Annotated in this window: 19 protein-coding genes and 1 tRNA gene; 14 read left to right on the top strand and 6 right to left on the bottom strand. The window is 59.8% G+C overall.

Going from position 1 to position 20,196, the window contains the following annotated elements:
• The first annotated feature begins 37 nt into the window (after positions 1-37).
• Genes mreC through THALAR_RS14130 form a run of 5 tightly spaced genes read left to right on the top strand, consistent with a single transcriptional unit; the run spans position 38 to position 5,551 of the window.
• The gene (gene mreC, locus THALAR_RS14150) at positions 38-943 is read left to right on the top strand and encodes a rod shape-determining protein MreC (protein WP_021102268.1); all 906 of its coding nucleotides are present in this window, start codon (positions 38-40) and stop codon (positions 941-943) included.
• Positions 936-1,535, top strand: coding sequence for a hypothetical protein (locus THALAR_RS14145; RefSeq protein ID WP_021102267.1), 600 nt, complete (start codon positions 936-938; stop codon positions 1,533-1,535). Before mreC ends, THALAR_RS14145 begins: the two co-directional genes overlap by 8 nt.
• The gene (gene mrdA / locus THALAR_RS14140; RefSeq protein ID WP_021102266.1) at positions 1,532-3,475 is read left to right on the top strand and encodes a penicillin-binding protein 2; all 1,944 of its coding nucleotides are present in this window, start codon (positions 1,532-1,534) and stop codon (positions 3,473-3,475) included. Before THALAR_RS14145 ends, mrdA begins: the two co-directional genes overlap by 4 nt.
• Positions 3,472-4,611: a rod shape-determining protein RodA gene (gene rodA / locus THALAR_RS14135; protein ID WP_021102265.1), complete on the top strand. Its 1,140-nt coding sequence runs from the start codon at positions 3,472-3,474 to the stop codon at positions 4,609-4,611. The genes mrdA and rodA overlap by 4 nt, the downstream gene beginning before the upstream one ends.
• On the top strand, positions 4,592-5,551 hold the full coding sequence (locus tag THALAR_RS14130; RefSeq protein ID WP_245622442.1) for a 2-hydroxyacid dehydrogenase: 960 nt from the start codon (positions 4,592-4,594) through the stop codon (positions 5,549-5,551). The genes rodA and THALAR_RS14130 overlap by 20 nt, the downstream gene beginning before the upstream one ends.
• 2 nt (positions 5,552-5,553) lie before the next feature.
• Here the strand turns inward: THALAR_RS14130 and THALAR_RS14125 are convergent, their stop codons facing one another.
• Both THALAR_RS14125 and THALAR_RS14120 read right to left on the bottom strand, forming a co-directional pair.
• The gene (locus tag THALAR_RS14125) at positions 5,554-6,333 is read right to left on the bottom strand and encodes an SseB family protein (protein ID WP_021102263.1); all 780 of its coding nucleotides are present in this window, start codon (positions 6,331-6,333) and stop codon (positions 5,554-5,556) included.
• The gene (locus THALAR_RS14120) at positions 6,330-6,926 is read right to left on the bottom strand and encodes a uracil-DNA glycosylase family protein (RefSeq protein ID WP_021102262.1); all 597 of its coding nucleotides are present in this window, start codon (positions 6,924-6,926) and stop codon (positions 6,330-6,332) included. The genes THALAR_RS14125 and THALAR_RS14120 overlap by 4 nt, the downstream gene beginning before the upstream one ends.
• Before the next feature lie 64 nt (positions 6,927-6,990).
• On the opposite strand from THALAR_RS14120, the gene THALAR_RS14115 reads away from it, so the two are divergent.
• The 6 genes from THALAR_RS14115 to kdsA all read left to right on the top strand — a co-directional run bounded on the left by THALAR_RS14115 (position 6,991) and on the right by kdsA (position 13,049).
• Positions 6,991-7,323 carry an ArsR/SmtB family transcription factor gene (locus THALAR_RS14115; RefSeq protein ID WP_021102261.1) on the top strand — a complete coding sequence of 111 codons (333 nt, stop codon included), beginning with the start codon at positions 6,991-6,993 and terminating at the stop codon, positions 7,321-7,323.
• Positions 7,316-8,338: a permease gene (locus THALAR_RS14110; protein WP_021102260.1), complete on the top strand. Its 1,023-nt coding sequence runs from the start codon at positions 7,316-7,318 to the stop codon at positions 8,336-8,338. The genes THALAR_RS14115 and THALAR_RS14110 overlap by 8 nt, the downstream gene beginning before the upstream one ends.
• 66 nt (positions 8,339-8,404) lie before the next feature.
• Entirely contained in the window at positions 8,405-9,703 is a 1,299-nt protein-coding gene (locus tag THALAR_RS14105) for a Na+/H+ antiporter NhaA (RefSeq protein WP_021102259.1), read from the top strand.
• A gap of 200 nt (positions 9,704-9,903) precedes the next feature.
• Positions 9,904-10,563, top strand: coding sequence for an ABC transporter ATP-binding protein (locus tag THALAR_RS14100; protein ID WP_021102258.1), 660 nt, complete (start codon positions 9,904-9,906; stop codon positions 10,561-10,563).
• A complete protein-coding gene (locus tag THALAR_RS14095; protein ID WP_021102257.1) occupies positions 10,541-12,211 on the top strand; it encodes a capsular polysaccharide export system inner membrane protein KpsE in 1,671 nt (556 codons plus the stop codon). The genes THALAR_RS14100 and THALAR_RS14095 overlap by 23 nt, the downstream gene beginning before the upstream one ends.
• 4 nt (positions 12,212-12,215) lie before the next feature.
• Positions 12,216-13,049, top strand: a complete 834-nt coding sequence (kdsA, locus tag THALAR_RS14090) for a 3-deoxy-8-phosphooctulonate synthase (protein WP_021102256.1) — start codon at positions 12,216-12,218, stop codon at positions 13,047-13,049.
• On the opposite strand, the gene THALAR_RS14085 is transcribed toward kdsA, so the two are convergent.
• Positions 13,046-14,221 (bottom strand): BaiN/RdsA family NAD(P)/FAD-dependent oxidoreductase, encoded by a 1,176-nt coding sequence (locus THALAR_RS14085; RefSeq protein ID WP_021102255.1) that lies wholly within the window; start codon positions 14,219-14,221, stop codon positions 13,046-13,048. The genes kdsA and THALAR_RS14085 overlap by 4 nt on opposite strands.
• 91 nt (positions 14,222-14,312) lie before the next feature.
• Between THALAR_RS14085 and THALAR_RS14080 the strand changes: the two genes are divergently transcribed.
• Positions 14,313-14,387: transfer RNA gene (locus THALAR_RS14080), tRNA-Gln, on the top strand.
• A gap of 141 nt (positions 14,388-14,528) precedes the next feature.
• Here the strand turns inward: THALAR_RS14080 and THALAR_RS14075 are convergent.
• Together THALAR_RS14075 and THALAR_RS14070 are read right to left on the bottom strand one after the other, a co-directional pair.
• Entirely contained in the window at positions 14,529-14,897 is a 369-nt protein-coding gene (locus THALAR_RS14075; protein WP_040818853.1) for an HNH endonuclease, read from the bottom strand.
• A complete protein-coding gene (locus tag THALAR_RS14070; protein WP_021102254.1) occupies positions 14,890-16,290 on the bottom strand; it encodes a primase-helicase family protein in 1,401 nt (466 codons plus the stop codon). The genes THALAR_RS14075 and THALAR_RS14070 overlap by 8 nt, the downstream gene beginning before the upstream one ends.
• Before the next feature lie 227 nt (positions 16,291-16,517).
• Here THALAR_RS14070 and THALAR_RS18620 point away from each other — a divergent pair, with 227 nt between their 5' ends.
• Both THALAR_RS18620 and THALAR_RS18615 read left to right on the top strand, forming a co-directional pair.
• Entirely contained in the window at positions 16,518-16,706 is a 189-nt protein-coding gene (locus THALAR_RS18620) for an HNH endonuclease (protein WP_169788549.1), read from the top strand.
• Between the two features lie 3 nt (positions 16,707-16,709).
• Entirely contained in the window at positions 16,710-16,979 is a 270-nt protein-coding gene (locus THALAR_RS18615) for a site-specific integrase (protein ID WP_021102252.1), read from the top strand.
• Positions 16,980-17,437: 458 nt separating this feature from the next.
• Here the strand turns inward: THALAR_RS18615 and THALAR_RS18470 are convergent, their stop codons facing one another.
• Positions 17,438-18,919, bottom strand: a complete 1,482-nt coding sequence (locus THALAR_RS18470) for a VPLPA-CTERM sorting domain-containing protein (RefSeq protein WP_169788548.1) — start codon at positions 18,917-18,919, stop codon at positions 17,438-17,440.
• Positions 18,920-20,196 lie beyond the last annotated feature (1,277 nt).

Genomic DNA, 20,196 nt, shown 5'->3' with positions numbered 1-20,196 from the left:
TCGCGTTGCGGCCGCACCCGCAGTTTGGACCAAACCCATGGCGATTGATCGACGCGGACAAGAGGAATATGGCCGCCCCGTCAGACGTGTGCTGATCGGGGTTTTGGTCGTGCTCTTGCTGGTGATCTTCGGTGCGTGGCGCATCGATAACCCACGGATGGAGCGGTTCCGCTCAGCCATTGTCGACAAGGTGGTGCCCTCGTTCGATTGGGCTTTGGCGCCCGTGACCCGTGTGAGCCGGATGTTCGACGACTTCCAGAGCTACACCCGCATATATGAACAGAATCAGGAGTTGCGGCGCGAGTTGCAGCAGATGAAGTCGTGGCGCGAGGCCGCGATCCAGCTGGAGCAGGAGAACGCGCGGCTGCTGGACCTGAACAAGGTGCGCCTGAACGCGCAGCTTACCTTTGTGACAGGGGTTGTGCTGACGGATAACGGCTCGCCGTTCCGGCGCTCCGTGCTGCTGAATGTCGGCGCGCGCGACGGCATTCAGGACGGTTGGGCGACGATGGACGGTTTGGGTTTGGTCGGGCGGATTGCCGGTGTGGGGGACAGCACCAGCCGCGTGATCCTGTTGACCGACACAAACAGCCGTGTGCCGGTGACGATCCAGCCCTCCGGCCAGAAGGCGCTGCTGGTGGGTGACAACACCTTGGCACCACCGGTGGATATCGTCGAGAATGTCGAAGACGTGCGCCCGGGTGACCGCGTGGTGACCTCGGGTGACGGGAAGGTGTTTCCGGCGGATATTCTGGTGGGCCAGATCGCACTTGGCTCCGACCGCAGGTTGCGGGTCAAGCTGGCGGCGGACTACGGGCGGCTGGAGTTTTTGCGGGTGCTGCGCACGCCCCATTCGGCCAGAATTGACACCGTGGGCGGCCTGATTGCCGCCGACGAGGTGCCGGACCTATCGCCGGAGACTGCCGAGGCGACCGATGGTTGATCCGATTACATGGCGCAGGCTTCAATTTCGCCTTCTTTTCGTGGCGGTCAGCGGGCTGATCATCTTTTCTCAGCTTTTGCCGGTCAACACCGCCCCCGCGAGTATCGCGCTGATTGATCCCGTCAGCGGGCAGTTGGTGCAGGAAGGAAGCAGGTATTTTAGCCTGCCCGGGCCTGATCTGTTGTTTTGTCTGACTGCCGCATTTTTGATGCGGCGGCCGCGTTGGGCGCCGGTGCTGCTGATCGTGGCCGTGCATCTGCTGGCGGATATTCTGTATCTGCGCCCCTTGGGTTTGTGGCCCGCCGTGTCGCTGGTGGCCTACGAGTTTCTGCGCCGCCAGACCAACGCTGGCAGCGAGGTGTCCGTGGCGCTGGAAATCGCGCTTGTGGTAGGGGCCTTCACCGGGGCAGTTATCGTCAATGCGCTGGTTCACATCGTCTTCGCCGTCCCGCATCCCGGGCTTGGCGTGACCCTGCTTCACATTTTGACGACCGCGATCGCCTACCCCTTTGTTATTCTGGTGGTCCACTTTATCCTCAGGATCAGGCGGGCAGGGGTCCGTGAGTTGGACAGCGACGGGGTGATCGGATGAGACGCTCGGCCAAGGATACCGAAGAAAGCGCGGCACTTATCAACCGTCGCGGCTTGGTGATGGGCGGCGGGATGGCCGCGTTTGCGGGCCTTCTGGGGCTGCGGATGCGGCATCTTCAGGTGGATCAGGCCGACCAGTTCCGGCTGCTCGCCGAAGAAAACCGCATTAGCATTCGCCTGTTGCCCCCCGCCCGCGGGCAGATTTTCGACCGCAATGGACTGCTGATTGCCGGCAATGAGCAGAATTACCGCGTCACCATGCTGCGTGACGAGGTTGATGATCCGGAGGAGGTGCTGCACGCGCTTGCCCGCCTGATCCCCATGACCTCCGAGGATATGGAACACGCGCGTGAAGAGTTGCGCAAACGTTCGCGGCTGGTGCCGGTGACCATCGCGGACCGGCTGTCCTGGGAAGACCTGAGCCAGGTCGCGGTCAATGCGCCAGCCCTGCCCGGCATTACGCCGGAGGTTGGTCTGAGCCGTCTTTATCCACGCGGGGCGGACTTTGCGCATATTGTTGGATATGTCGGGCCGGTCAGCGACTATGACCTGAGCCGGATCGAGGACAAGGACCCGTTGCTCCAGATCCCCAAGTTCCAGATTGGCAAGACCGGCTCCGAGAACAAGCTGGAACACGAGTTGCGTGGCAAGGCTGGCACCAAGAGGGTCGAGGTGAACGCCATTGGCCGCGTCATGCGCGAATTGGGGCGCGACGAAAGCAAGAAGGGCGGCAACGTCCAGCTTACCGTGGATACGCGGTTGCAGAACTTCGTGCAGGCGCGTCTGGCGGGCGAAAGTGCGGCAGCGGTGGTGATCGACGTGAATACGGGCGATCTGATGGCAATCGGCTCGGCACCGGCGTTCGACCCTAACCTGTTTGTACGCGGCATCTCGGTCAAGGACTACGGCGCGCTGACCGAGAACAAGTATCGCCCCCTTGCAAACAAGGCGGTGCAGGGCACGTATCCACCCGGCTCTACCTTCAAGATGGTAACCGCCTTGGCGGCGCTGGAGGCGGGTGAGATCACGGCAGATGAGACGATCTGGTGCGGCGGGTATGCGGAGGTCGCCAGCCGCAGGTTCCACTGTTGGAAGCGTGGCGGGCACGGCTACATGAACCTGCGTAACTCGCTCAAGCAATCCTGCGACGTCTATTATTATGACTTGGCCCAGCGGGTCGGGATCGAGAAGATTTCCGCCATGGCGCGTCGCCTTGGTTTGGGCGAGCGGTATGACGTGCCGATGTCGGCCGTCGCAAGCGGGCTGATCCCGACGAAGGCGTGGAAGCGGGAAAACCGCGGCAACGACTGGGTGATCGGTGACAGCCTGAACGCGGCTATCGGGCAGGGTCTGGTGCTGACCTCGCCTTTGCAACTGGCGGTCATGACCGCGCGGCTTGCCACGAACCGCGCGGTGACGCCACGGCTGTTGAAATCCATCAATGGTGTCGAAACCCCGTCCGGCGCGGGGGAGCCTTTGGGCCTCAGCAGCTCCATGATCTCCCATATTCAGGACGGCATGTTCGCGGTGGCAAACGAGAACCGCGGCACGGCCTACGCCACCCGAATTGACGATAAGGCCCTTCGCATGGCGGGCAAGACCGGCACCAGCCAGGTTCGCAACATCACCAAGGCCGAACGTGCGCGCGGGGTCTTCCGCAACGAGGACCTGCCGTGGGAGCGCCGCGATCATGCCCTTTATGTGGGTTTCGCCCCTGTAGACGCGCCAAAATACGCGATATCGGTCGTTGTCGAGCATGGCGGCGGCGGCTCTACCGCTGCGGCGCCGATTGCGCGGGACATCATGCTCGCCGCGCAAACGGGCGGGGTGCCTCCGCTGTCGGCCTATCCATCTTCACAGCGGGGACGCATCAGTTCAGGATTGAAGAAGCTGCAACTTTGGGACCCTGACGCGCCGGGCGCGCCGGAGTCGCAAGCGTGAGCTATCTGGAATACAACGTAAAGTCCGTACCCAGCGGGCTGTCCAAGGTATTGCACCTGAGCTGGCCGGTCATCGTCTTGCTGACCGCGATTGCGAGCGTCGGGTTCCTGATGCTCTACTCGGTGGCAGGCGGGTCCATGACCCCGTGGGCAGAGCCGCAGATGAAACGGTTTGCGTTGGGATTGTTCCTGATGCTCGGCGTTGCGATGATCCCGGTCTGGTTTCTGCGCAACATAGCGGGGCTGGCCTATGCCCTGTCCGTGTTGCTGCTGGTGGGGGTGGAGTTTTTCGGCTCTACCGGCATGGGCGCACAGCGTTGGATAGACCTTGGTTTCATGCGGTTGCAACCCTCCGAGCTGACCAAGGTTACGCTGATCATGTTCCTTGCGGCCTATTACGATTGGCTCGATATCAAGAAAATATCCCGCCCTCTTTGGGTGCTTATCCCGCTTCTGATTATCGCGCTGCCGGTATTCCTGACCCTGCGCCAGCCCGATCTGGGAACCGCGCTATTGCTGGTGTTCGGCGGCGGCGGGTTGATGTTTTTGGCTGGCGTCCACTGGGCCTATTTCGCCGCCGTGATCGCAGGGGCGGCGGGGCTTGTCGGTGCCGTGTTCGAGAGCCGCGGGACCGCATGGCAGTTGCTCAAGGACTACCAGTACCGGCGGATCGACACGTTCATCGACCCGTCATCCGACCCTTTGGGGGCGGGCTATCACATCACGCAGTCCAAGATCGCGCTCGGCTCTGGCGGATGGACCGGGCGAGGGTATATGCAAGGCACCCAGAGCCGGCTGAACTTCTTGCCGGAGAAGCACACCGACTTCATTTTTACGACATTGGCCGAGGAATTCGGGTTTATCGGCGGCATCTCCCTACTCAGCCTCTACGTGCTGGTGCTGGTGTTCTGCGTGGCCTCCGCGCTCAGCAACAAGGACCGCTTCGCGTCGCTGCTGACCATGGGGATCGGGTTGACGTTCTTCCTGTTCTTTGCGGTCAATATGTCGATGGTGATGGGCCTTGCGCCGGTGGTGGGTGTGCCGCTGCCAATGGTGAGCTACGGTGGCTCCGCGATGATCGTGCTGCTGCTGGCTTTCGGGCTGATGCAAAGTGCGCATGTCCACAGACCGAGGTAGCTGCGAAATGGTAAACGTATTGTTTTCCGCCAAACCGGCAAGCTGGGACGAGTATGAGGCGCCGCTGCACGCTGCCTTCGAGAAGGCGTGCATCGACGCGCAACTGGGCACCGACCTCCCGCCCGAAGACGTCGACTACATCGTCTACGCGCCAAGTGGACCTGTCAGCGACTTCACCCCGTTCACAAAACTGAAAGCGGTGCTGAGCCTGTGGGCCGGGGTCGAGACGATGGTGGACAACCCGACCCTGCACGTGCCGCTTTGCCGTATGGTGGATCACGGACTGACCGAGAGCATGGTGGAATGGGTGACCGGCCATGTCCTGCGGTATCATCTGGGCATGGACCGGTTCATCACGGCGCAAGATGGCGTCTGGCGGGCGGGGTCGGCGGCACCTCTGGCGCGGGACCGCAAGGTTTGCGTGCTGGGTCTGGGCGCTTTGGGCTCTGCATGTGCGCAGTCACTGGTGCATCTGAAATTTGACGTGCATGGCTGGTCCCGCAGCCCGAAAGCGGTTGAAGGCGTGACCTGCCATCATGGCGATGCGGGGTTGAGGGATGCGTTGGCTGACGCCGATATGGTTGCACTGCTTCTGCCCGACACACCCGCGACCGAGAGCGTCCTGAACGCCGAGAGCATTTCATTCATGCGGCGCGGGGGCTTTGTGGTGAACCCGGGCCGTGGCCCCTTGATCGACGACGACGCGCTGCTTGCGGCGCTCGACAGCGGGCAGTTGGCCCATGCGACACTTGATGTCTTCCGTGTCGAGCCGCTGCCCAAAGACCACCCTTTCTGGGCACATCCCAAAGTAACCGTAACGCCCCACATTGCGGCGGAGACGAAGGCGGGCACGGCCTCAGAGGTGATCGCGGAAAACATACGGCGCGGTGAGGCGGGTAAGCCGTTCCTGCATCTGGTTGATCGTCAGGCGGGGTATTGAGCCTAGACCAGTTTTGGCGGTTTCGACGGGTCACTGCCAGGGGCAGGGCGTGCAGTAGGCTGGATCGGCTGGGGCAAGTCAAAGCGCAACGCATGTGCGTCGAGTGCGCCGATGACAGGGTGGCCTGAGTCGAAGAAGGCCACGTCCAGCGCCCCGGCTTCGATGCCTGAAAACACCAACGCCTCGTTCACCGCGCGGGCCAGCGCGGCTTCGGCAGCAGGTTCTGCCCCGACAAAGGCCAGAATATGCGCGCGCTGGCCGCTGGCGTAGGTCACGCCGGCAAGGTACGCGCATTGTGCAAGACCCGCTGCGGTGGCGAGCTTGGTGTCGATGGCGGTGATCAGGCTGTCCGGCAGGCCCTTCGGGGCGGTGATTTCGGTGGGTGTGTCTGCTGCATCAATCGGCGCATGGGACAGCGTTTCGTGCAGCCAATCCACCGCCGTGGCCGGAATCAGGATCGACGACGGTGCGACGCCGAGATTCAACCCCAGCCCAAGGTTCTGCCCCGCCAGCATCTGCGCCAATACGCGGCCTGACAGGCCGACATAAGGCGCGGTCCCTTCGGCGAAGTCGGACAAGCGTTCCTCGCGATCGAAGGCGAGCACGTAGGAGGCATCCTCCAGCTCAAATACCTGCGGCGAAACCTGATCCCCGTCCGGCTCGCTTTCCAGCAGCAAAAAGAGTTCAGCGTCACCCATGCGTTCGTAAAATCGCAAGCGTGCGGCATCATCGTCGGGGGCGGCCTCCATCGCTGCATGGGCTTGATCGAGAGGGGTGTTCATGGGGCAAGTGCCTCTTTCACGCGGGATTTGAGAACGGGGAGAAGTTCCGTCTCGAACCACGGATTTCGTTTGATCCATGCGGTATTGCGCCAAGACGGATGCGGCAAGGGGATAATCGCAGGCGCGTGATCGCGCCAACGGGCGACGGTGTCGGTGACGGATGTGGCGTCACCGCCCAGATGGTATTTCTGCGCATAGCCGCCGATGAGCAGGGTCAGCCGGATATCCGGCAGTTGCTCAAGTATATCCGCACGCCAGGTTTTCGCGCAGACTGGCGGCGGGGGCAGGTCCGACCCTTGCGCATTGTAGCCCGGAAAGCAGAACGCCATCGGCACGATGGCGACGCGGGAGCGATCATAGAAGGTGTCGCCGTCCACGCCCATCCAGTCGCGCAGACGATTTCCCGACGGGTCGATGAAAGGCCTGCCGCCGTCATGCGCACGCGCGCCGGGTGCCTGGCTGGCGATGAGCAATCGCGCGCCTTTGTCGAACCAGACGATTGGGCGGGGGCCGTGCCGCGTTCGGGTTGCAGCGAAACGATCCTTACAGATCGTGCAGGCCGAGAGGTCGCGTTTTAGCTTGGAGATTGGCATTCCCGATACATAGGTCCGGAAGAAAACGATTGCGAATATTTAACATTTCTATAATTATCGAAATATGAAAACTTTTGATGATTCCACTCTGACCCTCGTTCAAGCCGCCAGCGCCTATGCCGCACTCGGCTCGGAACAACGCTTGTCCCTGCTGCGCACTCTGACGCGGGCGGGCGACAAGGGAATGAACATTGGCGCATTGGGGGAGGCTACGGGCCTGAGCGGCGCGAACCTGACGCATCATCTCAAAATCCTGGCGCATGCGGGGCTGATCAAACAGACCCGTCAAGGTCGCTCGACCATCTGCGCGATGGCGGATTACGCGACCTTCAAACGCCTTAACGATTTCTTACTGGCGGAATGCTGCGCCGATCTTGAGGGCCATGAGCATGGCTGACCTGACCCAGACCTCGACACCCGCCCCGTGGAGCAAGCTGCCCAAGGTCTGGCTCGCCAGCGCGGTGATACTGGCGCTGGTTCTGTTGTTCGACCGGACGGAGGCGCTACCGATCCTGATCGGCACGCTGCAATCGCTGGGGCACACCGCAATCTTCATCATCTTCGCCGTGCTGGCCATTGGCTACCTGAAAGCCACGGGCGCGGAGGCGGTGGTGGCCGAGGCCTTCAAGGGGCGCGAAACCCGCATGATCTTTCTTGCCGCCGCACTGGGCGGGCTTGCGCCGTTCTGCTCCTGCGAGGTGATCCCCTTTATCGCGGCGCTGCTGGTGGCGGGCGTGCCGCTTTCAGCGGTCATGGCCTTCTGGCTGGCGTCGCCGCTGATGGACCCGGCGATGTTTCTGATTACCTCCGGAACGTTGGGTTTTGATTTCGCGCTGGCGAAAACCCTGTCGGCCATCGGTCTGGGCCTCTTCGGCGGGTTCGCAACCATGATGCTGGCCAGAAGCGCGCTGTTTGCCGATCCGTTGCGCGGAGTGACGCAAGGGGGCTGCGGGTGCGGCTCACCGTTCAAGGGAACGCCAAACTGGCGCTTCTGGCAGGAGCCCAAGCGCGTCGCCGTGTTCAAGACGGCCGCCTTCGACAATCTGGCCTTCCTCGCCAAGTGGCTGTTCCTCGCCTACCTGCTGGAACATATCATGCTGCGCTACGTGCCAGCGGATCTGGTGTCCTCGGTGCTGGGCGGGGCGGGGATAGGCCCGATCATCCTTGGTGCCTTGGTGGGGGCACCTGCCTACCTGAACGGCTACGCAGCGGTTCCGCTGGTGGACGCGCTTTTGGCTCAGGGTATGAGCAACGGTGCGGCCATGTCGTTCATGCTGGCAGGGGGGGTCAGCTGCATTCCTGCGGCCGTCGCCGTTTGGGCGCTGGTCAAACCGAGGGTGTTCTTCGCCTATCTCGCCTTCGCCTTCGTCGGCAGTGTCATTGCGGGGACGATCTGGAACCTCATCGCCTGACGCGATTGCTCCGCCGCCCTGATTGCTTTAACCCCGCGTGAAAGAGGCCAAGAGCAAGGGGGCGGCATGTATCGCGTCTGGGATTTCGTCACCAATTACTCGCTGCTGCTGATCGTCGGCGCTGTGACCGCGATGTTCTGGGCGAATACCGACCCCATCGGCTACCATCATTTCGTCCAGCATCCCCTGTGGTTCAATGACCTGATCGGTCTGGATTATTCCTACTGGACCCAGTCCTACGGCGAGGGCTTCGAGAGGTACGAGGTCGGTGACATCACCAAGGTTCTCAGCCCGCACTACCTTGTAAATGGCGTTCTCATGGCGCTGTTCTTCGCGGTGGCTGCGAAGGAGGTCTGGGAGGCCGTGATCCTCAAGAACGGTGCGTTGCGCGGCAAAAAGGCGGCGACGCCACTTTTCGCGACGGCAGGCGGCATCTTGGGGCCGATCGTGGTTTATCTTGGGCTGGCCTCTGTCATGGGATCGGACACCTACAGCGCTCTGGCCAATGGCTGGGCCATTCCGACTGCGACGGATATTGCGTTCAGCTATCTGGTGGGCCGGGTGATCTTCGGTGCGGGCCATCCTGCAGTGCGGTTCCTGCTGCTTCTGGCGATTGCAGACGATGCGGCGGCCTTGGTCATCGTTGCGATATTCTACCCGTCGGGCGCGGTCGAGCCGGAATGGCTGCTGCTGTCGGTCGCGGCCGCTGTCGCGGTCTTCGTGCTGGCCAACTGGCTGCCCCGCAAGCTGGATCGGGGCAATCAGATGCGCCCCGCATCTACCTTTATGCGCACCAAGTTGCACTTCTTTCCCTACCTGATCGCGGGCTGTATCAGCTGGTATGGCTTCGCGGAGAGCGGCCTGAACCCCGCCCTTGGCCTGCTGCCGATCGTGCCGACCATCCCCCATGCCGACCGGGCGTTCGGCATCTTCTCCGAAGCGGAGCAGTATCTGACCGACCTTCTTAACCAGATGCAAAATGCGTTGAAGCATCCGGTCGAGATTATCCTGTTCCTGTTCGGGCTGCTGAATGCGGGGATGGAATTCAGCTCCATTGGTGCCGCGACATGGCTTGTGCTTGCTGCGTTGCTGATCGGCAAGCCGGTCGGCATTTTCCTGTTCGGCTGGATCGCCGCCAGGCCGTTGGGGTTCGGCATTCCGAAGGGCATGCGGATCGTCGATCTGGTGGTGATCGGCTGCGTCGCCTCAATTGGCTTCACGGTGTCTTTGTTCGTGGCGTCGGTTGCGTTTGATCCTGGCCCCGTGCAGGATGCCGCGAAGATGGGCGCGTTGTTCTCCTTTGTCGCTCTGGTAGTCTCGGTTACGGTCGCCAAGCTCTGCCGCGTTCAGAAGCAGCACAGTTAGGTGCGTTGAAAACGCGAGTTCGCCTTGCCCGATTGCGCGACAAATCGTGCGCTATGAGCCGATTCATGCCATCTTCACGGTTATAACGTTGAATTGGGTTGCCCTGTTCCCACATAATGGCGTCTTAACGGGTGCCGTGAATGCACCCATTGATCTGCAACGGGCATGCGGACGAGTAAAGGTTTGGGGTTTCCCCGGAGATGATAGAGTTTCAAGAGGTCAGCAAGTCCTTCTGGACCGGCACGCAGCGCAAGGTGATCCTTGATCGCGCCTCTTTTCGCGTGGAATTGGGCCACTCCATCGGCATTCTGGCCCCCAACGGCACTGGGAAGACCACGATCATCAACATGATGGCAGGGCTGGAGAAGCCCGACGAGGGCGAGATCATCCGCACGTCCCGCATCTCTTTCCCCTTGGGCTTCATGGGCGGGGTGGTGCCAAAGCACACGGCCCGCGAAAATGCGCGCTACATCGCCAAGCTGTATTCGCTGGACCCGGACTATATCGAGGCCTTCTGCCGCTACCTGTGCGGGCTGGAAGAATACTTTGACATGCCGGTGGGCACCTATTCGCAGGGCATGAAGGCGCGGTTCACCTTCGCGCTTATGCTGGCGTTGGAATTCGACATCTACCTTATCGACGAGGGGATGCCTGCGACAACGGATGTAGAGTTCAACCGCAAGGCGGGCTCCATCCTGAGAGACCGATTGAAACAGGCCACGGTCATCGTGGTATCGCACCAAGCGGAAACGCTGGAGAAATTTTGTCGCTCTGCGGCGGTCCTGAGCAAGGGCAAGCTGGTCATGTTCGACACACTGGAAGAAGCGAAACGAATGTATGACTACGAAACCCAAAGCTAAAAAGTACCGCATCCGGCGCACCGACAGCATTGCTTCTCCGGTCAGTTCCGGTGATGCAAAAGCTTCGTCGACGCAAAAGGTCGATGCCACGAAGGCGGCGGTGTCTGATGTTTTGCAGAAAAAACAGATGATGTTCGCCACCGGCACCGATGACGGTTTCGGCACTCAGGATTTTCGCCCGCAAGATAAGGCGAAAGAGGGCGCAGCGAAGCCGCAAAGCCCGGCGGAAGCCATCGACGCGATCCGGCGTGAAGGGCTGACGGGTCGTCAATTGCGCATGGCGCGGCGTGTGGCGCAGAAGCAGGGGCTCGCGCCGGTATCCGACTATGACGCGGTGCGACTCTTGCGGGAAAAGGGCATCGACCCGTTCAAGCGCTCCAACATGCTGGAACTGGTGGTTCCCGACAAGAACAAGCCGGAAGACGATGCAGAGGCCAAGCCGCAACTGCCGTCCACCGTGACGGCAAAGCCGTCCCTGCCATCGACCGAGGTGATTACCGAGGATCGCCGCGCGACGGAGATCATGGCGATCCAGCGCGACATCGCAAAGCGCCGCCGTCGCCGTGCCACGCTTCTGGCGATCCGCATGATGGTGTTTGTGCTGCTGCCCACATTCGTGGCCGGCTACTATTACTACGTAGTCGCCACACCGATGTATGCGACGAAGTCGGAGTTCATCATCCAGACCGCCGAGCCATCGTCCGCAGGCCAGCTGGGGGGGTTGTTTTCGGGCACGGGGCTGGCGACGTCTCAAGACAGCATCACCGTGCAGGGCTATCTGCAATCGCGCGACGCCATGGTGCGGTTGAACGAGGACGAGGGATTCAAGACCCATTTCTCCCAGCCCAGCATAGACGCGCTTCAGCGCATCGAGCAGGACAGCACCAACGAGGCAGCCTATTCGCTTTACAAAAAGCATGTGCGGATCGGGTATGACCCTGCCGAAGGCGTCATCAAGATGGAGGTCAGCGCCGCTGACCCCGAGACATCCGCTGCCTTCTCCAAAAAGCTCATCAGCTACGCAGAAGAGCGCGTGGACCAGCTGACCTCCCGCCTGCGCGGCGACCAGATGCAGGGTGCCCTTGAAAGCCGTGCCGAGGCCGAGGTGAAAATGCGCGAGGCGCAGGACCGCATCGTGGAGCTTCAGGAAAAACTGGGGGTTCTCAGCCCCGAAAGCGAAGTGCAGGCCATCTTTGGCCAGATCACGCAGTTGGAAAGCGAACTGCTGACCGAGCGGATTTCGCTACAACAGTTTCTGGCAAACCCCCGCCCCAACGAGGCGAAGGTCAGCGCATCCGAGAACAAGATTTCAGAGCTTCAAAAGCTGATTGACGAATACCGCGCACAGCTGACGGAGAGCAACGCAAACACCGGCTCGCTTGCCCGTATCTCGGGCGAATTGATGGTGGCGCAAGGTGATCTGGCGATGCGGCAGGAATTCCTGGCTGCGGCCGAGGGCCAGTTCGAGGCGGCGCGGTTGGAGGCGAACCGGCAGGTTCGCTACCTCTCCGTGGGTGTTACCCCCGTTGCACCGGACGAGCCGACTTACCCCCGCGCCTTTGAGAACACTCTTCTGGCGTTCTTGATCTTCTCTGGCATATACCTGATGGTCTCGCTGACTGCTTCCATCCTCCGCGAACAGGTGTAACCCCATGAAGACAATCCGTATTGGCGCGCTTGAGTGCAGCAATGATCTGCCACTCACCGTGATCGCCGGCCCGTGCCAGCTAGAGGGGCTCGACCACGCCCTGATGATCGCCGAGGCCATGGCGAAGGCCTGTGCCGATGCAGGGGCGGGCTATGTGTTCAAAGCCAGCTACGACAAGGCCAACCGGACATCGCTGTCGGGCAAGCGCGGGCTTGGCATCGACAAGGGTCTGTGGGTCATGGACGAGGTGCGCGCCCAGATCGGCTGCGCGACGCTGACAGACGTTCACGCGCCGGAGCAATGCGTGGCGGTTGCGCAGGCCGTTGACGTGATGCAAATTCCCGCCTTCCTGAGCCGCCAGACCGACCTGCTGATTGCGGCCGGGGAAACAGGCGCGGTCGTCAACATCAAGAAGGGCCAGTTTCTGGCCCCTTGGGACATGCCCAATGTCGTCTCCAAGGTCGAAAGCACCGGCAACACCAATATCCTGCTGACCGAACGCGGCGCGTCCTTCGGATACAACACACTGGTCGCAGACATGCGGTCGCTGCCCACGATGGCCAAGACCGGCTACCCCGTCATCATGGACGCCACCCATTCGGTGCAGCAACCTGGCGGGCAGGGCGGCTCAAGCGGCGGGCAGCGGGAGTTCGCACCGGTGATGGCCCGCGCGGCAGTGTCGCTTGGGATCGCGGGTGTGTTTATCGAAACCCACGAAGACCCCGACAACGCGCCCTCCGACGGGCCGAATATGATCCCGCTGGATCAGATGCCGGCGTTGGTAAAAAGCCTGATGCAGTTCGACGCCTTGGCAAAAGCCGACCCTTGCCGGGTCTAGACAACCTGTCCCGCGGCCCAGCCTGACGACCAGGCCCACTGGAAATTGTAGCCGCCCAGCCAGCCGGTGACGTCGACGACCTCGCCGATGAAGTAGAGGCCGGGGACGTCTTTGGCCTCCATGGTTCGCGCGTCCAGAGCGTCGGTATCGACCCCGCCTAGGGTCACTTCGGCGGTGCGGTACCCTTCGGAGCCGACCGGCTTGATTTGCCAAGCATGAACCCGGCTGGCGAGACGCTCCAGCGCGGCGTTGTTCTGGTCGGCAAGGTTTCCCGTCAGGCCGGTTTCCGCAACAACAACTGCCGCCAGTTTTTCGGGTACGATCCGCGCCAGCGCGTTCTTGATGGACATGCGTCCGGCTTCTGCCCGCATCGCTTTCAGATCCGCCGAGACGTCGGCACCTGCCGCCAGATCGACTTCCAGCAAGTCGCCCTCTTTCCAGTAGGACGAAATCTGCAACACGGACGGTCCGGACAGGCCGCGATGGGTAAACAGCAGCCCCTCCGCAAAGCGGGCACCATTGCAGGCCACACTCGCCTGAACCGAGGTGCCGGAGAGCGGTCGCGTCTGCTCCAGATCCTGCTCTGCGAAGGTCAGCGGCACGAGGGCCGGTCGGGTCTCGATCAGGGGCAGGTCGAACTGCTCTGCGATCCGGTAGCCAAAGCCCGTCGCCCCCATCTTCGGGATCGACTTGCCACCGCTGGCGATCACGAGACTGTCGCAATGAATTACGCCGCCAGAGCTTTCCAGCCGGAACCGCGCGTTCTGGCGGGTGATTGCGGTGACGGTGGTGTCCAGCTTCAATCGGGCGCCGCTGTCTTGCATATGCCCCAGCAGCATCGCGATCACGTCCTTGGCAGAGCGGTCGCAGAACAACTGGCCCAGTGTTTTCTCGTGCCAAGGGATGCCCGCCGCGTCGATCATGGCGATGAAATCCCACTGCGTAAACCGTTTGAGGGCCGATAGGGCAAAGCGCGGGTTCTGCGAAAGGAAGCGGTCGGGCTGGATGTCGAGATTGGTGAAATTGCATCGCCCACCCCCCGAAATGCGAATCTTTTCGCCGGGGGCCTTCGCATGGTCCAATACCACAACAGATCGCCCGCGTCGCGCTGCCTCGATCGCGCACATCATGCCCGCGGCGCCTGCACCAATAATTACGACCTCTGCTTCCATGCGGATGACCTAAAGGGCGCCCCGCATTGCCACAAGTCGCGATTTTGGGGTTGCAGCATCAAGAAAGGGATATTAAATCACAGAACGGTATTGGGATGTGGCCTAGCGGTAGGGCAACTGTTTTTGGTACAGTAGATCGTAGGTTCGAATCCTACCATCCCAGCCAACTCTCCTCTTCTTGATAGAACAACAGGCCTGCGGGCCACGGGTGCGCTGAAAGTGCCCCAAGGAATGCCCCAGATCGAAAGGGGTGCCGAGGGTGCCCTCAGAAGGCCCCTGAGAGCCTCCAGAAGGCCTCGACCACGGGTTAGAGGTAATCGTAGTCCACCCCATTCGCCCAGTAGTCCCAGTCGTCACGCTTGTTATCGGCCTTGGACCCGACCACGAGGTGCGCGGGGTTCACGCAGAGCCGGTTATGGCACCGATGCCGGACCACCTCACTCGACCCGATAACGGCCTTCATCAAGACGCAATAAACGAAGCGATATGCGGGTAGTTGATGACCCCTGAAACGGGTCTTGCGGGGCGAGGTGGTATCCGTCACCAGACAGCCATTCTCGTCCTCGCTCGTGTCCTTGATGAGAGAGTCGGCCCTCGCAAGGGCCTCCTCATAGTGTTCTGCCATTACTCTTTCGAGGTATATCTGGCTTTCGTCCTGATAGGTAAAATCAGTCAATGTATTCGATCCCCTTAAGCTCGTCAGGCATGGCCTTATTGAGGTGGTCGTCGATCTTCACGGGCTCCATGCCGGGCCCTTGCAGGTATCCTTGATTGACCGAGAACTCAGGGGCAACCCAGAGTGCCTTGGAGAAGGTTGCTCCTCCCCACTTCACCTTGAACTTCGTCCATCCGAGTTCCGCCATCAGGTGGCGGGTCTGGCCGATCGAACTCTTCAACGACTGCGAGATGAACGCCGCGAGATTGCTCTCCGGCATCGCCTTCAGTCCATGGCGGTTCAGTTCCTCCTCGAGCAAGGTGAGAACTGTCCGCTCCGAGGCCGCATTAATCCGGAGCATGATTGGTGTGGCTTGGATCGAGACGTTCAGTGACTTGGCAGAGAACGAGTCGGGCAGTGAGCGGGCCATCAGGGCAGCATGCAGCTTAGCGATGTCCGCCGGGTCGCCCATGTAGTCGTAGAGGCCGGCGATCAGGGCCGTGAACTCAGAGGCCTTCTCACCGGAGGCGTGCCCGGCGTGATCGACCTCGATGACATAGAACCGCCGATCACCCTCTTCGATCCATGTGGGGAGGTGATTGGTGGTGAAGATGAAGCAACAGCTCTGCTTTACGCGCTCGGCCTCTCGCCCCTTCATCTCCGATAGGGTCGTCGTCTCGGTCAGATAGCTCTTAAGCATGGTGGCCTGCCTAGACCCCGGACGAAGCTGGAGTTCCTCGGAGATCACGAGCTTGCTTCGAAGCGCGGTCATGTTGAATCGGCTGGTGAGCATATCGACGTTATTCTGAGTGACCGAGTTATCCTCGCCGAACAGCAAGGCCAGCAGCTGGCAGAGGGTGCTCTTCCCGGTTCCTTTGCTGCGAGAGTAGAGCAGCGGGGCCCAAGTCGGCTTATCGCTTTCGTTCTGGAGGCACCACGCCAGCCAGTTAAGGAACATCTCGCGCTCGGCAGCTCGCGGGAAAATAGCGGCGAAGAACTCATCGGCAATGCCATACTCAGCCTCGTTGACCCGCAGCGAGCGATACGCGGGCTGATGCCAGCTATTGATCGTGACAGCTCCATCGCCGAAGACGAGTCGATCAGCGTTTCCGGGGATGCAGTTGACCTCCCCTGCCCAGACAGCAATGGATTGGTCCTCACGGGTGCTCAAGTCATCAATGGCCCGACGAAAGACGCCTTTGATCAGGTTATTTGGTGGTTCGATCTCAGGGTGATGGTTTCTAATTCGCAGAATCATCATCTGCTCAACGTCGCGGCGTGAGAGCGGCGTAGTCGGCCTGTTGATATCATAGAACTTATTGTCTTTGCGAATGAACCAGCGTGCGACGCTCCGACAGATAGTTTGAATATTATTCTCCAAGATTGGGTCGGTGGTTGTGTTATAGGTGGTCATTAGGCTCCACTATTATCGCGCGGATCTATTGCCCTCGATGCCCCCTGCAGACAGGTTAATATTGGGGGCAAAAGTGAGTGGAAATGATCGGCGTCACGTTAGCAGTTATCTGCTTTATAGTGCCCTGGAAGCCGATACTCTATATTATTTTTATTATCAACGACTTAGATGAATTTTACTGTTTGACCGAAATACCCCCCCGAAAGACCCGTTTCCGGGGTCATCAATTGCCCGCATATCGCTTCGTTTATTGCGTCTTCCTGAGGGCCGTTATCGGGGGTGACGAGGTGATCCGGCATCGGTGCCATAACCGGCTCTGCGTGAACCCCGCGCACCTCGTGGTCGGGTCCAAGGCCGATAACAAGCGTGACGACTGGGACTACTGGGCGAATGGGGTGGACTACGATTACCTCTAACCCGTGGTCGAGGCCTTCTGGAGGCTCTTCGGGGCCTTCACCCGCCTTCGGGAGAAGCTGGGGCTTCAGAGGCCGGGGTTTGTCTTCCACAGCACCCGGAAGTGGTTCATCACCCAGTGCGAGCGGACCGGGGTTCCGGAGCACTTCACCGCAAGCCTCGTTGGCCACCAGTCGGCGCGGTCGGAGAACCAGCTGACCTACTCGATCTACTCGGCAGGTATCTCGGACGAACAGAAGCGTGGTATCATCAATCAGATACGCCTGCCGTGCTGATCCCCGATATCGATGCCTTCGAGGAGCGGGCTGCGATCTGCCAGTTCGAGGGTGGGCTGTCCCGGTAGCGGGCAGAAGACCTAGCGGCGAGAGCTCAGGGGTTCCGGGGGGCGGACCGCTACTGGCAGTGGTTGGCCGACTACGTGGTGAAGCGGCAGGTGCCGCAATAACAACGCCCTCGGCGGTTCCTCAGGGAACTGCCGGGGGGGCACTTTGCTTTTTTACAAAGAGGCGCTCGAGATCCGAGGCAGGCCTAAGTCGTGAGCGCAATACTGTTTGAATAGCGCGAAAACATTACTGGCAGCGACTGACTACCAGATTCCAAGTACAGACTCGTCATAGAGAACAGCATAGGAGACCACCAAGCCAACGGTGCCCAAAAAAAATATCGAATGACGAATTTGCAAGTCCGAAGATAGCCTTGCCCGTACTCAGGCTGTATGGGCGAGCGCAGGCAATCAGATTGATTGTTTGCGACGATAGCGCCGCAAGATACCCAGTCCAGAAAGACCAGCAATCAGTATAGGCAGCGAAGCTGGGACCGGAACCGGTGACGGGTTCACTGGTTCAGAAAACGCAGTGGCACTGAACCGTCCGTCGGCTAGATCGAACCCTAGCGAAAACTCATCAGAAAAGCCAAATATATTGAACCCAATCAAGGAGTTCTCAAAAAGCGCTGTCAAACTACTTGTTTCACCAGTCACATTCAAGAAATCAAAGGCATCGCCTTCTGACGGCATAAATCCGTCTAAGAAAGAAATATTGATGTCGAATGGGTTGTTCGCGAACAGATCGCCCGAGATGTTAAGAATATCGTACTGGCCAAGTAGAGAACCTGATATCTCAATATCCAACGCACCACCAAGAATCGTGAAGTCGCCAAAAATGTCAAGAACTCCTGGAGACATCCCCGGAGCAACGGTACCTCCGTCCAGAACGACATCCGCATTAATAGTGCCGCCATCACCACCAAGTGTGCCGTTTTCCCCAACTATGACGCGAGTGGCCGTCAGTTGACCACCATTACTTACCTCAACCATTCCAGAGGATGAGGGGACCGAAATACCTGGATAGAAATCTTCAATAATGCCTCTGAAATAGGTGTCAGTGTCGCCAATACGGACGTCATCGGCGACAGTTACAGTGGCGTTATCCGTGACAGTAAGGCTTCCCGCCCCTTCGATGAATTGGTAGGAATCAGTTGCCGGGACATAGAGCGGGGTGGTCAGTCCAACGATCAGATCGCCTTCATCGCCAAGGTTGGCGGGATCGGTATCATCAGATGGCAAAGCCGTGACAACAAACTGAGACCCGGTGCCTGTCACTAACATGTTAGCGCGGCTGCCATACCCAACTAAAGCTCCCTGATTATCTGAACCCGCAGTAATTCTGCCGCCGTTGGAAACAGTCACTTGAGTTGCCGCATTCCCGGGGTTTGATGTTTGGTCGCGAGTATTAGGACCAAAACCAGCTACGAGACGATTAGTGTCCACTGAGGAGTTCGCGCCGTCAACAATAAGCTCAGAACCCTCTCCGAGTTGAACGCTACCGGTATTTCTCAGCCCACCGCCAAAGTCGCGAGTGATCGCTGCAGTCAATGAGGCGCCATCTAGGACCTGTATTTGTCCAGTCGCACCATTTACAGGCGCTCCGACGGAAACGAAGTCAGCCACAATCTCACTATTCTCTCCAGTTACAACAATCTCAGCTTCAAAATTCTCGAGTCCATTTACGTCGTTATGCCCAGCCGCTGTAATGATGGTTGAGCTAGTCGGGTTCGCAGGATCCTGTTCAAGTATTATTGCACCGCCATTTGAGACGAATATCTGGCCGGTTCCATTTGTCGGGGTCCGGTTTAAGTTCGGTTGAGAGCCGACTATCAAAGTATTGCTTGACCTTACGGTTGCGCAACGGGCCGAACCGTCTCCGACAACGTTCAAAACGCCGGTGGCGTCGATTGTTGCTCCAATATTGATAGTGCCTGAAGTCGTAACTTCAGTATCAGCGCCAGTAGCATCAACAGTCAGTTCGCCGTTCCTTGGGAAAACTTGGCCACCTATGATTTGCAGCCGACCAACAAAAATGTTCTAAGAACCAGCATTGGTGTTCGTCTCAATATCATACGGGAAAATTCCTTCAACACCCCCGGCAGCAGTTACAGCTGCTGTTACAGATGTTCCCGACGACAGGATCGCAGCAACTGCAACCGTCCCAAAAACGAACCTACTCATAACTAACCCCGACTACTGACTCTACTAACTACCAAAGAATGATCAAAAGTAATCGACCAGTCCAACAACTCGCTTCGAAAACAAAGATGTTCGAATGCAAAGCTGATGTCAAGGAAGTTGGCCAAGTAAGGGGGGACGTGAACTTTAATCGAGCTAGCATTGCCCCCGGAGAAGCGCCGCCCACAGTAGCTCCCGGTCGTCCGCCGCCGTGCACAGAGGAGCTGGACTCCACGACGTACACGGTCGTTCACCGCCGACCGCGACTTACACGGAGGTCCCGGGGCCTTGGGTGTCCTCAGTCGTTCACCGCTGCTCGCAGCGGCTTCCGGAGGGTACGCAGTCGTCCTCAGGGGCCTCAGCGGGTGTTCGGCGTCCACAGTCGTCCCTCGGGTAGCGGTGTGAACGAGCAGTCCGAGACGTCACCAACTGCACCCGTCGCACCCCCTCGTCGCTGCGCTCCTCACGAAAGCCCCCTCCGTCGCCCCGAAATGCCCCAAGGAAGGCCCCAATCCCCTTTTTTCGTGGGGAAAAGCTATCGGGAACAAGGCGACGCAAGGTATCCTACCATCCCAGCCAACCTCCTCTGCGCGATAGACGGATACCGGGCGCTTTCCCTGAGCCCCGCGTTATGCCCCAGTTAACGCCCATCTCGAACAGGTGACGAGGGTGCTCCCGGAGCGCCAGAGACACCGCCTTGTTCGCCCGGAAGTTTGAACCCGGCAATCATTGTCGTCCGAACATCGCGCAGCATTTGTTAAAATGGGACTCTCCGCGGACCTCGTAAGCGGCGCAGCATCTCGAATTCGGGATCTGCGCCGCCCATGCTAGGCGGCCTTGGCCGGACCTTCATTTTGCAGCCGATTGTTGCAGCGCAGCATTCACCAGACCTGACTTTCGCTGCGAGCGCAAAATCGAAGCGCCGATGAGCTCACACAAAGCAGACTTATATAGGTGCAGGTTTTGCTCATGGAGAAAATGTTCGCGCC

Origin of the sequence: Litoreibacter arenae DSM 19593 (genome assembly GCF_000442275.2) — a bacterium.
In the GTDB taxonomy this organism is placed as follows: domain Bacteria; phylum Pseudomonadota; class Alphaproteobacteria; order Rhodobacterales; family Rhodobacteraceae; genus Litoreibacter; species Litoreibacter arenae.
Note: the sequence above shows the minus strand (reverse complement) of the source record. Positions and strands in the feature narration are given on the sequence as shown.

Coding starts and splice junctions, on each gene's coding strand:
- kdsA (WP_021102256.1), top strand. CDS start 12,216: ATGAAGACAATCCGTATTGGCGCGCTTGAGTGCAGCAATGATCTGCCA.
- THALAR_RS14100 (WP_021102258.1), top strand. CDS start 9,904: ATGATAGAGTTTCAAGAGGTCAGCAAGTCCTTCTGGACCGGCACGCAG.
- mreC (WP_021102268.1), top strand. CDS start 38: ATGGCGATTGATCGACGCGGACAAGAGGAATATGGCCGCCCCGTCAGA.
- THALAR_RS14120 (WP_021102262.1), bottom strand. CDS start 6,926: ATGCCAATCTCCAAGCTAAAACGCGACCTCTCGGCCTGCACGATCTGT.
- THALAR_RS14145 (WP_021102267.1), top strand. CDS start 936: ATGGTTGATCCGATTACATGGCGCAGGCTTCAATTTCGCCTTCTTTTC.
- THALAR_RS14130 (WP_245622442.1), top strand. CDS start 4,592: ATGTCCACAGACCGAGGTAGCTGCGAAATGGTAAACGTATTGTTTTCC.
- THALAR_RS14110 (WP_021102260.1), top strand. CDS start 7,316: ATGGCTGACCTGACCCAGACCTCGACACCCGCCCCGTGGAGCAAGCTG.
- THALAR_RS14070 (WP_021102254.1), bottom strand. CDS start 16,290: ATGACCACCTATAACACAACCACCGACCCAATCTTGGAGAATAATATT.
- THALAR_RS14085 (WP_021102255.1), bottom strand. CDS start 14,221: ATGGAAGCAGAGGTCGTAATTATTGGTGCAGGCGCCGCGGGCATGATG.
- THALAR_RS14125 (WP_021102263.1), bottom strand. CDS start 6,333: ATGAACACCCCTCTCGATCAAGCCCATGCAGCGATGGAGGCCGCCCCC.
- THALAR_RS14105 (WP_021102259.1), top strand. CDS start 8,405: ATGTATCGCGTCTGGGATTTCGTCACCAATTACTCGCTGCTGCTGATC.
- THALAR_RS14115 (WP_021102261.1), top strand. CDS start 6,991: ATGAAAACTTTTGATGATTCCACTCTGACCCTCGTTCAAGCCGCCAGC.
- THALAR_RS14095 (WP_021102257.1), top strand. CDS start 10,541: ATGACTACGAAACCCAAAGCTAAAAAGTACCGCATCCGGCGCACCGAC.
- mrdA (WP_021102266.1), top strand. CDS start 1,532: ATGAGACGCTCGGCCAAGGATACCGAAGAAAGCGCGGCACTTATCAAC.